General features: G+C 66.1%; 11 protein-coding genes and 1 tRNA gene. 5 read left to right on the top strand and 7 right to left on the bottom strand.

Annotated elements, in window-relative coordinates; all coding sequences use genetic code 11:
- Positions 1-21 precede the first annotated feature (21 nt).
- Together BLV60_RS24920 and radC are read right to left on the bottom strand one after the other, a co-directional pair.
- Positions 22-678 carry a Smr/MutS family protein gene (locus tag BLV60_RS24920; protein WP_093057969.1) on the bottom strand — a complete coding sequence of 219 codons (657 nt, stop codon included), beginning with the start codon at positions 676-678 and terminating at the stop codon, positions 22-24.
- Positions 678-1,355 (bottom strand): RadC family protein, encoded by a 678-nt coding sequence (gene radC / locus BLV60_RS24915; protein WP_093057968.1) that lies wholly within the window; start codon positions 1,353-1,355, stop codon positions 678-680. The genes BLV60_RS24920 and radC overlap by 1 nt, the downstream gene beginning before the upstream one ends.
- 109 nt (positions 1,356-1,464) lie before the next feature.
- Between radC and BLV60_RS24910 the strand changes: the two genes are divergently transcribed.
- From BLV60_RS24910 to BLV60_RS24900, 3 genes are read left to right on the top strand one after another with little or no spacing between them, the layout of a single operon-like run.
- Positions 1,465-1,908, top strand: coding sequence for an FKBP-type peptidyl-prolyl cis-trans isomerase (locus BLV60_RS24910; protein WP_093057967.1), 444 nt, complete (start codon positions 1,465-1,467; stop codon positions 1,906-1,908).
- A complete protein-coding gene (gene ispH / locus BLV60_RS24905) occupies positions 1,905-2,873 on the top strand; it encodes a 4-hydroxy-3-methylbut-2-enyl diphosphate reductase (RefSeq protein WP_093057966.1) in 969 nt (322 codons plus the stop codon). Before BLV60_RS24910 ends, ispH begins: the two co-directional genes overlap by 4 nt.
- Positions 2,870-3,835, top strand: a complete 966-nt coding sequence (locus BLV60_RS24900; RefSeq protein WP_093057965.1) for a threonine/serine dehydratase — start codon at positions 2,870-2,872, stop codon at positions 3,833-3,835. Before ispH ends, BLV60_RS24900 begins: the two co-directional genes overlap by 4 nt.
- A gap of 7 nt (positions 3,836-3,842) precedes the next feature.
- On the opposite strand, the gene BLV60_RS24895 is transcribed toward BLV60_RS24900, so the two are convergent.
- Positions 3,843-4,244 carry a VOC family protein gene (locus BLV60_RS24895; RefSeq protein WP_093057964.1) on the bottom strand — a complete coding sequence of 134 codons (402 nt, stop codon included), beginning with the start codon at positions 4,242-4,244 and terminating at the stop codon, positions 3,843-3,845.
- Positions 4,245-4,305: 61 nt separating this feature from the next.
- Between BLV60_RS24895 and serS the strand changes: the two genes are divergently transcribed.
- Together serS and BLV60_RS24885 are read left to right on the top strand one after the other, a co-directional pair.
- Positions 4,306-5,637, top strand: coding sequence for a serine--tRNA ligase (gene serS, locus BLV60_RS24890; protein ID WP_093057963.1), 1,332 nt, complete (start codon positions 4,306-4,308; stop codon positions 5,635-5,637).
- Positions 5,638-5,696: 59 nt separating this feature from the next.
- Positions 5,697-5,786, top strand: a tRNA-Ser gene (locus BLV60_RS24885).
- Between the two features lie 121 nt (positions 5,787-5,907).
- On the opposite strand, the gene BLV60_RS24880 is transcribed toward BLV60_RS24885, so the two are convergent.
- The 4 genes from BLV60_RS24880 to BLV60_RS24865 all read right to left on the bottom strand — a co-directional run bounded on the left by BLV60_RS24880 (position 5,908) and on the right by BLV60_RS24865 (position 13,469).
- Complete coding sequence (locus tag BLV60_RS24880) at positions 5,908-6,957, bottom strand: porin (RefSeq protein WP_093057962.1); 1,050 nt, start codon at positions 6,955-6,957, stop codon at positions 5,908-5,910.
- Positions 6,958-7,104: 147 nt separating this feature from the next.
- Positions 7,105-8,076, bottom strand: a complete 972-nt coding sequence (locus BLV60_RS24875; protein WP_176928921.1) for a Bug family tripartite tricarboxylate transporter substrate binding protein — start codon at positions 8,074-8,076, stop codon at positions 7,105-7,107.
- Between the two features lie 129 nt (positions 8,077-8,205).
- Positions 8,206-9,075, bottom strand: coding sequence for an OmpA family protein (locus BLV60_RS24870; protein WP_256329569.1), 870 nt, complete (start codon positions 9,073-9,075; stop codon positions 8,206-8,208).
- A gap of 32 nt (positions 9,076-9,107) precedes the next feature.
- Positions 9,108-13,469 (bottom strand): ESPR-type extended signal peptide-containing protein, encoded by a 4,362-nt coding sequence (locus BLV60_RS24865; protein ID WP_093057959.1) that lies wholly within the window; start codon positions 13,467-13,469, stop codon positions 9,108-9,110.
- Positions 13,470-13,726: the final 257 nt, after the last annotated feature.

The raw sequence follows: 13,726 nt of genomic DNA, 5'->3' as shown, positions 1-13,726 counted from the left end.
GAAACCGGCGTCCCGTGCGGCTCAGCGCCGCGCGGGCGCCAGCAGCACGACGAGGGCGCCGGCCCCGCCTTCAGCAGGCTTGGCCTGTACGAAGGCGATCACTTCGTTCTTCTGGATCAGCCAGCGCTGGGTCTTGGTCTTCAGCACCGGCTGCTTGCCCGGCGAACCCAGTCCCTTGCCGTGCACCACGCGCACGCAGCGCAACCCTTGCTTGTAGGCCGTGCGGATGAAGCCGCCGAGCGCCTCGCGCGCCTCGTCGCTGCGCAGCCCGTGCAGGTCGACCTGCGCCTGGATCGCCCAGTCGCCCTTGCGCAGCCGCGCCGTCACATCGGTGCCGATGCCGGGGCGGCGGAAGCTCATGGCGTCGTCCACGTCGAGCAGCGTGGTCACGTCGAACTCGTCGGAGAGCGACTCGCGCAGCACGCGCTGCTCGTCCAGCTGGTGCTGCACGGGGATGGGCGCGGGCGGCTCCGGCGCGAGCGGCACGGCGGCTTTGCGGCGCAATGGTTCGGTGGCGCCGATGGCCCGGGCGAACAGGTCTTTCTCGGCGGCGCGCTTGCGTTCGGCCGCTGCCTTGGCGGCCGCCTCGGCGGCTTCGCGCTCGCGGGTTTCGGCGAGCGCGCGCTGCACCTGCTTGAGGTCGGCGAGGTTCTTGAGCGAGGGAGCGCGCGAGCCCATCAGAGCAGCCCTCTCTCGGCCATCGAAAAACTCTGCCCGGGGCTCACGATGATGTGGTCGAGCACCCGCACGTCCACCAGCGCCAGGGCGGCTCGCAGCGTTTGCGTGAGCGACTCGTCGGCACGCGAGGGCTCGATGTTGCCGCTCGGGTGGTTGTGCGCCAGCACCACGGCTGCGGCCTGGTGGTGGATGGCGCGCGTGACGACCTCGCGCGGGTAGACGCTGGTCTGCGTGAGCGTGCCGCGGAACATTTCTTCCAGCGCGATCATGCGGTGCTGCACGTCGAGGAAAACCACCGCGAAAACTTCATAGGAGCAGGAGCCGATGTGCAACTGCAGGTATTGCTTCACTGCGCCGGGCGAGTCGAACACCGCGCGCTCCTTGAGCCTTTCGCCCATGGCACGGCGTGCCAGTTCGAGCACGGCGATCAGCTCGGAGCGCTTGGCGCTGCCGCCCATGCCCTTGACGGCCTTGAGGTCTTCGGCGCCGGTGTGCAGCAACCCCGAGAGCCCGCCGAAGCGCTCGAGCAGTTGCTGCGCCAGCTGCAGCACGTTCTTGCCCGCCACACCGGTGCGCAGCAGCAGGGCCAGCAGCTCGGCATCGGCCAGCGCGGACGCTCCCCGCGAGATGAGTTTTTCGCGGGGACGGGCGTCTAGGGGGAGATCCTTGAATGACATGAAACCCTGGGGTGAAACCTTTGCGGAGCCGGGTGGAAGCCCCGGTCCTTAAAATGAGGCCCAGTTTATCGGGACACCCACCTTGTCTTTGCCTACCTCCGCTGCCCCCATGTCCCAAGTCGTGACTTCCGGCTCCTTTCTGACCCTGCATTACCGGCTGGCCGGCCCGGCGGGCGACATCATCAATACTTTCGCCGACAAACCCGCGACCCTGTCTCTCGGCACCGGCGAGCTTTCTCCTGCCATGGAGCAGCGCCTGATGGGCCTGGAAGAGGGCACGCACGCCACCTTCGAGCTGCCCGCAGGCGAGGCTTTCGGCGACCGCAACCCCGACATGCAGCAGTGGGTGGCCAGGAAGCTGCTCGCGCAGATGGGCGACCCCGACGAGCAGTACGCCGTTGGCGACGTCGTGCAGTTCCCCACGCCCGACGGCACCGGCAGCTACGCCGGCGCGGTGATCGAGTCGAACGAGACCGGTGTGCGCTTCGACTTCAATCATCCGCTGGCCGGCCAGCCCGTCACCTTCGAAGTGAAGCTGATCGGGGTGCTATGAACTCCGAGATCTCAGAAGTCATCCTGGCCGAGCCGCGCGGCTTCTGCGCGGGCGTCGACCGCGCCATCGAGATCGTCGAGCGTGCCATCGCCAAGTTCGGCGCGCCGATCTACGTGCGCCACGAGATCGTGCACAACACCTACGTGGTGAACGAGCTCAAGGCCAAGGGCGCGATCTTCATCGAGGAACTGTCCGATGTGCCTCCCGGCGCCACGCTGGTGTTCAGCGCGCACGGCGTGAGCAAGGCCGTGGAGCAGGAGGCGCGCGACCGCGGCTTCGAGATCTTCGACGCCACCTGCCCGCTGGTGACCAAGGTGCACGTCGAGGTGGCCAAGCTCGCGAAAGAGGGCTACGAGTTCATCATGATCGGCCACAAGGGGCACCCCGAGGTCGAGGGCACGATGGGGCAGCTGTCGAGCGGCATCCACCTTGTAGAGGACGTGGGTGACGTGGCGAAGGTCTCGCCAGCGCAGACCTCCAAGCTGGCGGTAGTCACCCAAACCACGCTGAGCGTGGACGACGCCGCCGAGATCGCCGCCGCGGTGCGCGCGCGCTTTCCCGAGGTGCGCGAGCCCAAGCAGCAGGACATCTGCTACGCCACCCAGAACCGCCAGGACGCGGTGAAGATCATGAGCCCTCAGGTCGACCTCGTGATCGTGGTGGGCAGCCCCACCAGCTCCAACAGCAACCGGCTGCGCGAACTGGCGCAGCGGCTGGGCACCCAGAGCTACATGGTCGATTCGGCCGAAGAGCTGAAACCCGAGTGGTTCGAGGGCAAGACGCGCATCGGCCTCACGGCTGGCGCCTCGGCCCCCGAAGTGCTGGTGCGCGAGGTGATCGACCGCGTGCGCGCGTTCGGCGCGGTGTCGGTCCGCAAGATGGACGGCATCGAGGAAACCATCAAGTTTCCGCTCCCCAAGGGCCTCAAGCTCGACGACATTCCGCCTCCAGGACACATCTCTTGAACGATACGAAAACAACCGACTGGCGCTCTGAAATAGACAGCGCCGCCCGAAGGCTGAGCGAACGCGCCGGCCACTTCCTGCGCGAAACCCCGCTGTGGAAGCTGCCGGCAAGCGCCTTCGGCATTGAGGTGCCGGGCGCGGAGATCTGGCTCAAGCTCGAGCACATGCAGGTCAGCGGCAGCTTCAAGGCGCGCGGCATGATGAACCGGCTGCTGGCCAACGACATTCCGCAAAGCGGCGTGGTCGTGGCCTCGGGTGGCAATGCGGGGATTGCCACGGCCGCCGCTGCGCGCGCGCTGGGTGTGCCTTGCCAGGTGTTCCTGCCCGGCGTGTCGCCCGAAGCCAAGCGCGCGCGTCTGCGTGCGCTGGGGGCGGAAGTGGTCGTGGTCGGCGAGCTGTACCCCGATGCGCTGGCCGCCTGCCTGACGCGCCAGAGGGAATCCGGCGCCTTGCTCACGCACGCCTATGACCAGCTCGAAGTGGTGGCCGGCGCCGGCACGCTGGGCCGCGAGATCGAACAGCAGGGCGGTCTGCCCGATTCGGTGCTCGTGAGCGTGGGCGGTGGCGGCCTGATCGGCGGCCTTGCCGGCTGGTTCGAGAAGCGCGCCCGCGTGGTGGCGCTCGAACCCGAGAAAGCGCCCACGCTGCTCCGTGCCCGCGAAGCCGGCGAGCCGGTCGACGTGGAAGTGGGCGGCATCGCGGCCGATTCGCTCGGCGCACGCCGCATCGGTGCCATTTCCTGGGAGATCACGCAGCAGCAGGTGCAAGACGCGCTGCTGCTGTCCGACGAATCCATCCGCGCAGCCCAGCAGTGGCTCTGGAAAGAGCTGAAGCTGGCGGTGGAGCCGGCCGCCGCGCTGCCGCTCGCTGCACTGCAGACCGGCGCCTACGTGCCGCGCGAAGGCGAGAAGGTGTGCCTGATCGTCTGCGGGGCGAACGTCGATCCTGCGACGGTTGCCTGATCGGTTCTTACTTCTCGCAGTTGACCATCCAGGCGACGCCGAACTTGTCGGTGAGCATGCCGAAGCCCGTGGCCCAGAACTGCGGGCCGTAGGGCATCGTCACTTTGCCGCCTTCGGCGAGCGCGTCGAACAGCTTCTTGCCTTCGTCGACGTTGTCGGCCTGCACCGATAGAGAGAAGCCCTTGTAGCCCTCGAAAGGCCACTCGGGTGGCGCATCGGAGGCCATCAGCTTGTGGCCGCGGGCCTCGAGCGTGGCGTGCATGATCTTGTCCTTGTAGGAGGCCGGCGTCTGGGCTCCCGCCGGGCTTTCGCCGAAGGTCATGCTGAAGACGACCTTGCCGTCCAGCGCCTTGCCATAGAACGCGAGCGCTTCGGCGGCATTGCCGTTGAATGTCAGATAGGCTTCCATCGTTTTTCCCTTCGAGGTGGGTCAGTGGGACCGCGATGCTACGCCCACCTAAAATCCCCCCATGCTTGACATCACCCTGCTCCGCAAAGACCTGGCCTCCGCTGTGGCCGGCCTCGAAAAACGCAAGAAGAACCAGCCGTACCTCGACGTGTCGGCGTTCACCGCGCTCGAGGCCGAACGCAAGACGCTGCAAACCCGCACCGAGGAAATCCAGGCGCGCCGCAATACGCTGAACAAGCAGATCGGCCCGCTCAAGGCCAAGGGCGAGTCGGTCGATGCGCTGATGGCCGAGGTCAATGCGCTGAAGGCCGAGCAAGAGTCGCAATCGAAGCGCCTCGAAGAAATCCAGCCCGAGTTGCACGCGCTGCTGCTCGCCGTGCCCAACCTGCCGCACGCCAGTGTGCCGGTGGGCGAGGACGAGACAGGCAACGTCGAAATGCGCCGCTGGAGCCCGCAAGGCGGCGCCGGCGCCAATGCCACGCCGCTGGCCTTCGCGCCGAAGGACCACGTCGACCTGGGCGCGCCGCTCGGCCTCGACTTCGAGATGGGCGCCAAGCTCGCGGGTTCGCGCTTCACCGTCATGAAGGGGCCGATCGCCCGCCTGCACCGCGCGCTCGCGCAGTTCATGCTCGACATCCAGACCGAGAAGCACGGCTACAGCGAGTGCTACGTGCCCTACATCGTCAACGCCGCCACGCTCAGCGGCACCGGCCAGCTGCCCAAGTTCGAAGGCGACCTGTTCGCCGCGAAGAAGGGCGGCCAGGACGGCGAACCCGCGCCCGACCATTCGGCGCTGTACCTCATTCCCACCAGCGAAGTGCCGCTGACCAACTTCGTGCGCGACGAGGTGGTGGCCGAGTCGCAACTGCCGATCAAGCTCACTGCCCACACGCCGTGCTTCCGCTCCGAGGCCGGCAGCGCGGGCCGCGACACGCGCGGCATGATCCGCCAGCACCAGTTCGACAAGGTCGAAATGGTGCAGATCGTGCATCCCGAGAAGAGCTACGACGCGCTCGAACAGATGACCGGCCATGCCGAAGCCGTGCTGCAGGCGCTGGAGCTGCCGTACCGCGTCGTGCTGCTGTGCACCGGCGACATGGGCTTTACCGCCGGCAAGACCTACGACCTCGAAGTCTGGCTGCCGGCGCAGGACACCTACCGCGAGATCAGCTCCGTCTCGAACTGCGAGGCCTTCCAGGCGCGCCGCCTGCAGGCGCGTTTCAAGAATGCGCAGGGCAAGAACGAGCTCGTGCACACGCTCAACGGCTCCGGCCTCGCTGTGGGCCGCACGCTGGTGGCCGTGCTGGAAAACCACCAGAACGAGGACGGCTCGATCAACGTGCCTGCGGCGTTGCGTCCGTACCTCGGCGGGCTCGAAGTTCTGCGCGGTTGATCGCAGGGAGCTTCAAAAGCCCAATTTTTGTCTGCTATAATCGCAGGCTCGACAGCACCGGAGAGGTGGCAGAGTGGTCGAATGTACCTGACTCGAAATCAGGCGTACTAGCGATAGTACCGAGGGTTCGAATCCCTCCCTCTCCTCCAAATACGCTTGCAAGCGGTTGATTGCTGAAAGCCTTCTGGCCTTTCATTTTTCTGCTGGCAAAGCCACTATCAAAAGCCGCAGTGATTTTTCACTGCGGCTTTTTTCTTGCAGCTGACCCGATCAGAAGTTGTGCGAAATGCCCAACTGCAGCCCGCGCGCTGCGCGTCCCGGCGTGGTGGCCGGCGCCGAGTCGGCAACCGTGTAGGCCGCATTGCCGCGATTGCGGACGAGCGAGTAGGTGCCGTACAGCGCGGTGCGCTTGCTGAGGTAGTGCACGTAGCCGACGGCATATTGCGTCGCGTCGTCGCTGTCGATGCCCGGTCCGGAGCGGTTGGAGCGGGCCACCGAGGCCTTGATCACGCCCGGGCCGACCGGCACACCCAGGCCCAGCATCACGTTGACCTGCTTGTCGCCCTCGGTCTTTTGCCGGTAGTAGTTCGCGTAGAGCTTTGCGAGCCCGAAGTCGTAGGTGCCGCCCAGGCTCGCCACGCTGTAGTCGTTGGGGCCGACCGGTGTCACGCCGTAGGCGGCCGCAACATCGACCGTGCCGTTGGTCCAGCCCAGCCGCCCGCCGCGGTAGCGGGCGCCGTCCTCGCCTTCGGGCAGGGCGTACATCGCCTGGCCGTAGAAGCCGCCCAGGTTTTTGGGCAGGAAGTAGCCCACGGAGTTGTTGGCCCGCGCCAGCGTGCGCGCGCCGCCGAGGCCGAAGGGCCAGCCTTCGACGATGTTGGCCGAGCCGCCGACGCCCACGGTGCCGAAGGGCGAGAACTGCGAGATGTTCCAGAACGTGGGCGTGTAGTCGCGCCCGAGCCGCAGCTCGCCGACGCTGTTGTGCGACAGGCTCACCGTCGAGCGCCGGTGAAAGCCGACGCCCTGGACCTCGCCCGTGTCGGGCAGCAGCGCCATCTCCAGCCAGAAGCTCGCGGCCAGCCCGCCGCCCAGGTCTTCCGTGCCGCGAAAGCCGAGGCGGCTGGGGAAGATGTTGCCTCCCTGGTCCATCGACTTGACGGAGCGCCGGTCGCTTTTCGTGTACGTGAGGTTCATGTCCAGCGTGCCGAAGAGCTGGACGCTCGATTGAGCTGTCGCGCCAGCGCTGGCGGCGATGCAGAGCGCGCCCGCAATGGTGTGCGGCAGCCGGCGGCGAAAGGGTGGGGTGGTTGTTGTCTTCATGCGTGTCTCCTCGTTGTAGAAATGGCGTGCGGAAATGGCGCGTGTTGGCGCGTGTCGGCGCGCGGTGCTTGCGCTGCAAGCACCACGGCGTGAAAACCTCAGAAGAAGAATGGGGAGCGGCGTTCGTTCAGCCGCGCCGGGGCATCGTCAGTCGATGCGTATGCCCTTGGCCTTGATCAGCCGGCCCATGGTCTGGGCCTCGCGCTCGATGATGGCGCGGGTGTCGGTGGAATTCGTCGTCATCGGCTCCAGCCCGGCATCGGCGATCTGCCGCGCCATCTCCGGCGAGCGCGTCACGGTGGTGATCGCCCGGTTCAATTGCTCGACGATGACCTCGGGCGTGCGCGCGGGCACCCAGAAGCCGAGCCAGGTCGACACGTCGTAACCGGGATAGCGCTCTGCAACGGTCGGCACGTCGGGCAGTGCCGCGCTGCGCTGGCTGCCGGTATAGGCCAGTGCCTTCACCCGGCCCGCCTTGATGTTCGGCAATGCCGAGATCGGGGGCTCGAAGCCCAGCATCACCTGCCCACCGATCACATCGGGCATGGCGCCCTGCTTGTAGGGAACGTGCAGCATCTCGATGGACGCTGCTTCCTGCAGCAGCTCAAAGCCCAGGTGCGAGGTGCTGCCCGAGCCGTAAGACGCGAAGCTCACATGCCCCGGCTGGCGCTTGGCCAGTGCGACCAGTTCTTCCGTATTGCGCGCGGGCACCGCGTTGTTCGCCACGATGAATGAGCCGCCCTTGAGTGCCTGCGTCACAGGCACAAGATCTTCCTTCGGGTTGTAGGGAAGCTTCGAGAGGAGAAACGGCGTCATCGTGAACGGGTTGCTCGTCGAGAACAGCACCGTGTAGCCGTCGGGCGTTGCCTTGGCCACCGCGTCCGTGCCGATGGTCGATAGTGCGCCCGGTTTGTTCTCCACGATCACGGGCACCTTCAGCAATCGCGAGAGCTGGTCGGCATAGCTGCGCGCGAAGATGTCGGAGCCGACGCCGGGTGGCGTTGGCGTCACGATCTTGATGGCTCGTTGGGGCCATGGCGCGCTCTGTGCAAGTGCAGTGCCCATGGTGCATTGCAAGCCGGCGGCCCATAGCAAAGCCAGAGTGGTGATCCTCTTCATATGTCTCGTCTCCTGATAGTTGTGGGCGCATCCTAGGGAGACAAATCCATATCTGGAAATACTCATTCGAGATGCTTTTTTATACCTCCTTCGTATTGATGAATGAGTATGCGAGGCCCGCCGAAGAGTTCAGCGCTGCGCGAAGACCTCGATCTCGACGCGGCGGTTCGGGGCGAGACAGTCGATCAGCTCTGCCCGCCGTGTCTGCGCACATTGCACCTTCGGTTCCGATTCGCCCTTGCCTTGCACCTGCATGTTCTGCGCGGGCACGCCAGCTTGCACGAGGTAGTCGCGTACGGTGTTGGCGCGCGCCAGCGAGAGTGCCTGGTTGTAGGTGCTGCTGCCGAGCCGGTCGGTGTGGCCAGTGACCCTGATCGTGTCCACCGATTTGACGCTGCCCTTGATGTCGCTTGCCAGGGCGTCCAGCTTGCGTCGCCCTTCAGGCAGCAAGTCGGCCAGCGAGCGGCCGTCGAAGCGGAAGAGGCCGTCGGCACCGAGCGTCGTCTTCGCAGGAGCAACCGCCGGCTGAGCGGCCGCGGCAGGCCTCGTCACCACGGGTGGCTTGAGCACATCCGCGCAGCCCGGCCCCTTCCAGTACATCCCGTTGGTCAGCACGTCTGCATTGAAGCGAACCATGTACTGGCAGGTGATGTACTCCGGGCCCGCACCGGTGCGGAAGTGAAAGATGTAGTTCCATTCGCGCACGCCGCCCAGCCCTTCGCTGAAGTGCGGAAAACTCAGCAGTTCGCGCACCTGGTCCTTGCCCAGGCCGGTGCGCATGTTGCGCAAGGCCTCGAGGCTCGGGAACGCGCCCTGCTGCCATTTGGCCGAGTTCAGCGCGGGAAAGTCTTCGTCCTTCGGCGGCGCCGGGTTCTCCGAAGCGGCTCGGGCCTGCATCTCCGGCGTGATGGTGTAGCTCGGGCTGGCGCAGCCGCCAGCCAGCAGTGCCGCGAGGCAGAGAACAGTGAAAGGGGCCTTGGCTTGAAGAAGCTTGTTCATGATGGGGTGCGTCCAGTTCATTCGTACGGCGATCAGTTGAAGACCCATTCCGCGCCCACGGTGGCGCCCACGCCGGCACGGCTGGTGGCCACGCCGCCGGTGATGCTCCAGGCGTTGTTCTCGGAGGTACGCCGGAAACTGACGCCCACCGCGCTCTGGCCCTTGAAGGAGCCCGCGCCGATGCGCATGACCGTCTTGCCCGGAACGTAGCTTCCGGGCATCTGCAGCGCCATGGCCGCGGCAACGCCTGCATAGGCGTTCTTCTCGACTCCGTCGAGGCGGTCGCTGAGGGCGTTGATGCGGTTGTTGAGGCCGCCGCTGACCGCATTGAGCTGGTTGACGTTGACCGCGTCGGTGCCCGCCACGCCCGGCGCCACGTTGTGCACCGTGACGGGCCCGGTGGCATTGCTGCCGCCCATGGTCACGCTGTTGTAGTTGGTCGTGCCGTCCGCGTTGGTGTCGTACTTGACCGTCGACTGATCGATCACTGCCACCTGGCCTTGCACGCCCCGCAGTTGCGAGACGTTGACCGCGTCGCTGTCGGCCGTGCCCGCGGCCACGCCGGTGATCTGGCGGAACTGGCCGCTGGCGGCATTGCCCACCGACACGGCCGCCAGCGTGCTGGTGGTCGCGCCTATGGCAATGCGCTGCGCGTCGGTGGCGGTGGGCGGCACATAGCCTGCCACGCCTGCCGCAGTCGAAGCCACCGAGCCAGCTCCCAGCGCCACGCCGCCGGCCTGCGTCACGCTGGTGCCTGCGCCCAGCGCCACGCCCTGCACCGCGGCGGCCGACGACTGCGTGCCCAGCGCGATGGAGTCGGCCAGGTGCGAGGTCGCACCCTGGCCGATTGCAATGCCGCCCGGTGCGCTCTGCTGCACGATGGCGCCATTGCCGATGCCCACGCCGTTGTTGCCGTTGACCACCGTCTGCGGGCCGACCGCCACCGACTCCGTGCCGATGGCCAGCGAGTCGGCCGCCGTGGAGTTGGCGTGGAAGTACTGGATGGGCGTGACCGCAAACGACTGCAGCGCGCCGCTGAGCTGGCGCACCGTGACGGCGTCCTGCGCCTGCGTGCCGTCGGCCACGTTGGTGATCTGGCGGTAGGTGGTGGCGCTGCCGACAGAGAGGGCGCCGAGCAGCGTGCGGTCGGTCGTGTTGAAGGGGATCAGCGAACTGCCCGCGGGGATGTTGCCGGTGCTGCCTGCGACTGCGCGGTCAGAGACGGAACCCGCGCCGAGGGCGACCCCGCCGTTGACGGTCGAGCTGGCGTCCTTGCCTACGGCGACAGCGTCGGCTGCCTGCGCGCCGAGGTTGTCTTCATTGCCGCCACCGGTGGATTGGACGCTGAAGTACCTGATCTTGTTGGCAGTAACGGTGGTGCTGAGGTCCTCGATCGACTGATTGGTTGCGGACAGCTGCGAGCCGTTGATCGCATCGGTCGAGCTGCCGGAGATCCGGCCGGCCGCCACGTTGGTGATCGTGCGCTCGCCGCCGAACGTGCCGACGCTGACCGTGCCCACCGGCGCAATGCCCTGGAAGTTGTAGACCGTGCCGTTGATCGTCGTGCTCGGCGTCGCCACTGCCGTCGCCGTGACCGAGCCCGCGCCCAGCGCTACGCTGTTGGCGGTGCCGGCCGTGGCACCCAAACCCATGGCCACGCTCGAGGCACCTGCGGCCGTTGCGTTCTTGCCCGATGCGATGGCGTCGGCGCCGGTCGCGCCGTCGTTGGCTTCGTTGCCCCCGCCTGTGGAGTTGACCTGGTAGTACCTGGTCTTGCTGCCGGCCACCGTGGTGGTCAGCTGGTCGATATTCACGGCGTCGGTACCTGCCACGCCGGGCGCCACATTGGTAATTACCTTGCTGCCAGCGTCGATGCCGGTCAGCGTCACGCTCGGACCACCCACGATGGTCAGGCCGTTGTTGTCGATCTTTGTGTTGCCGGTGGTCACGGAATTGAAGGTCGGATCCGCCACCACATCGACTCTGATCTGGTTGCCCGTGCGCGTGACGGTCGTGTTGCTGCCGTTGGCGAAATCCGCGGTCCCGCCTGGCGCAATATTTTGCGGCGCCCCGCCGTTGGCGCTCAGGTTCCACCCCTTGCCCGCCGTCGTTGCCACGTCGGCGATCGCCGAGTTGGTGGCGGACAGCTGCGAGCCGTTGATCGCATCGGTCGAGGTGCCGGAAATCCTGCCGGCCGCCACGTTGGTGATCGTGCGTTCGGCGCCCGCCGAGCCGACGCTGACCGTGCTCGTTGGCGTGGTGCCCTGGAAGGTGTAAGGCGTGCCGTTGATCGTGATGCCAGCGGTTCCCACCGCTGTCGCCGTCACTGAACCCGAGCCCAGCGCCACGTCGCGAGCATTGTTCGCCACCGCCGTGTCGCCGAACGCGACCGCGCCCGCGGCCAGCGCCTTGCTGGTGCTGCCGATGGCCACGCTGCCCTGGCCGACCACGGTGTTCTGGTAGCCGATGCCGACTGCGCCCTGAGCCGCCGTGCCGGGCACGCTCACATCCTGGCCGCCACCGCCGACCTTGTTGGTGTTGCCCATGGCCACAGAGCCGTTGCCGGTGGCGGTGTTGTCCAGGCCATTCGCGATCGCGCCGTTGCCGGTGGCGGTGTTCGGGTCGCCGATCGCCACGGCGCCATTGCCGCTGGCGACGTTGCCGGAGCCGATGGCCACCGCCTTGCCGCCGGTGGCCTTGGAACTGTTGCCGATCGCGACCGCATCGGCGGAGTCGGCGACGGTGTTGGTGCCCATCGCTATCGCATTGAGCGCCGAGGCATTGGCGCTGTTGCCTATAGCGACCGCCTGCGCTGCGGACGCATTGGCGAGTGCGCCCACTGCAGTAGCGTTCTGGCCGCTCGCAGCCGAGCCAAATCCCAGTGCGGTTGCGCGCGTGACGGTTGCAGCAGCGTTGTTGCCCATCGCCACGGTCCCGTCGGCCGCGGCGTTGGCTCCCGACCCCGCCGCGACCGAGCCGACTCCGCTCGAGAGGGCTTGATTGCCCATGGCCAGCGAGAAATCCGCCGAAGCATTGGCGAGGTTGCCGAGCGCTGCCGAGCTTGTTCCTGCCGCGTTGGCCGACGTGCCGATGGCTGCGGCATCGGCGCCTACGGCGTTGCTCCCCCAGCCGCCAGCGAACCCGCGCAAGCCGCTGGCCGTCGAGCTGACACCGACCGCTGTGGAGTTCGCTCCCGAAGCATTGGCAAAGGTGCCCAGGGCGCTGGCGCCGGCCGCGGTGGCATTGGCGGAAGCGCCGAGCGCGACAGCATTGACGTTGTTTGCGAGCGTGCCCGTCCCCAGCGCCATTGCAGAGGTACCCGAAGCGACCGCAGTCGACCCGACAGCCACTGCGCTTTGTCCGGTCGCCTGGCTCTGGAACCCCATGGCTGTGGTGTTGAGCTGGGACGCCGTCACATCCGTGCCGATGGCGACGGCGCCGACTGCAGTGGCCCCCGTTCCCGCGCCGGTACGCGAGCCGATGTAGACCGAATTCAGCTGGGACGCGATCGACTGGAAGCCGACGGCGATGGCGTTCTGAGCTGTTGCCTGGCTGCGGGTACCTTGCGCAACGGTATCCAATGCGGCCGCATTTGCGAGGTATCCAAGGGCAACGCTGCGCAGCCCGGTCGCCTTCGTGTTGAAGCCGATGGCGGTTGCGTACGTGTCGCTCGCAGTCACGTCCGTACCGATTCCGATCGAACTCTCGCTCAGCGAACCTGCCGTCGGGGCGGTGCGTGCGCCTAGATAAATGGAGTTGACTCCGGACGCACTGGCTCCGGAGCCAACAGCTACACCGTTGACTGCCGAACTCGTGGCGCCACCGCCCACTGCGACCACGCCCGTCGCCGAGGCAACGGCTGACGCACCCACGGCAACGCCGTTTCCAGTTGCTTTCGACTGCACGCCGATACCGATGGACCCCGCTCCAGTGGAGGCGACATCCGTACCGATGGCAATCGACGACTCTCCGGTTGCTCCGGTTCCTCCAGCGGTACGCGCGCCCAGGTAAAGAGCATTGACCGCCGAGGCAATAGCGCCGTAGCCGAGAGTCGTGGCATTCAGCCCCGTACTGCTGGCGTTAAAGCCTATAGCTGTGGCTCCGCCCATAGTCGCTTGGGACTGCTGACCTGCGCAAGTCGAGCTGCCGCTATAGACGTAGTACGGCCCCGCAGTGCAGATCGCTTGCGCCTGCGCCAGCGAGGCCCCTCCAAGCCCGCCCATGGTCAGCAGCGCGGTCATGATCCCCGAGCGCAGGCGCCTCGACGGGGGCAGCGTGAGTGCACCGGCCGTCACGCAACTCCCACTGCGCTTGCCGCGTGCGCAAGTGAGTTCCGACGCCGCTACCCAGGCGCCAAGGGATTCGTTCCAGAGCGAGCGATAAGTTGTGTTCATGAGCCCCATCCATCCGTTGGAAAACTATTGAATGGTCGTGAGGCCATTCCACTTAAGAAACACTTGGAAATTATTATTTCTAAATAAATCTTAAAAGGAGGGCGGGTATTTGCAACTAGCCATGTCGCATTTTGGAGTCATTGTGTCAAATTGATTTGTATTTTAAATCGAGCGTTATCGATGAATAGTAATATGAAAATACTAGTTAATTAAATGAATATCACAGTTGTTTTATTTTTTCAATGTAGTTATTTTTC

The organism is Variovorax sp. YR634 (assembly GCF_900106655.1).
Lineage (GTDB): Bacteria > Pseudomonadota > Gammaproteobacteria > Burkholderiales > Burkholderiaceae_C > Variovorax.
This window is presented reverse-complemented; position numbering and strand designations above follow the sequence as displayed.

What these genes read in the sequence shown, in the direction of transcription:
- BLV60_RS24880 (WP_093057962.1), bottom strand. Translation starts at nt 6,957, where the DNA reads ATGAAGACAACAACCACCCCACCCTTTCGCCGCCGGCTGCCGCACACC.
- BLV60_RS24895 (WP_093057964.1), bottom strand. Translation starts at nt 4,244, where the DNA reads ATGGAAGCCTATCTGACATTCAACGGCAATGCCGCCGAAGCGCTCGCG.
- BLV60_RS24875 (WP_176928921.1), bottom strand. Translation starts at nt 8,076, where the DNA reads ATGAAGAGGATCACCACTCTGGCTTTGCTATGGGCCGCCGGCTTGCAA.
- radC (WP_093057968.1), bottom strand. Translation starts at nt 1,355, where the DNA reads ATGTCATTCAAGGATCTCCCCCTAGACGCCCGTCCCCGCGAAAAACTC.
- BLV60_RS24870 (WP_256329569.1), bottom strand. Translation starts at nt 9,075, where the DNA reads ATGAACAAGCTTCTTCAAGCCAAGGCCCCTTTCACTGTTCTCTGCCTC.
- BLV60_RS24910 (WP_093057967.1), top strand. Translation starts at nt 1,465, where the DNA reads ATGTCCCAAGTCGTGACTTCCGGCTCCTTTCTGACCCTGCATTACCGG.
- serS (WP_093057963.1), top strand. Translation starts at nt 4,306, where the DNA reads ATGCTTGACATCACCCTGCTCCGCAAAGACCTGGCCTCCGCTGTGGCC.
- ispH (WP_093057966.1), top strand. Translation starts at nt 1,905, where the DNA reads ATGAACTCCGAGATCTCAGAAGTCATCCTGGCCGAGCCGCGCGGCTTC.
- BLV60_RS24920 (WP_093057969.1), bottom strand. Translation starts at nt 678, where the DNA reads ATGGGCTCGCGCGCTCCCTCGCTCAAGAACCTCGCCGACCTCAAGCAG.
- BLV60_RS24865 (WP_093057959.1), bottom strand. Translation starts at nt 13,469, where the DNA reads ATGAACACAACTTATCGCTCGCTCTGGAACGAATCCCTTGGCGCCTGG.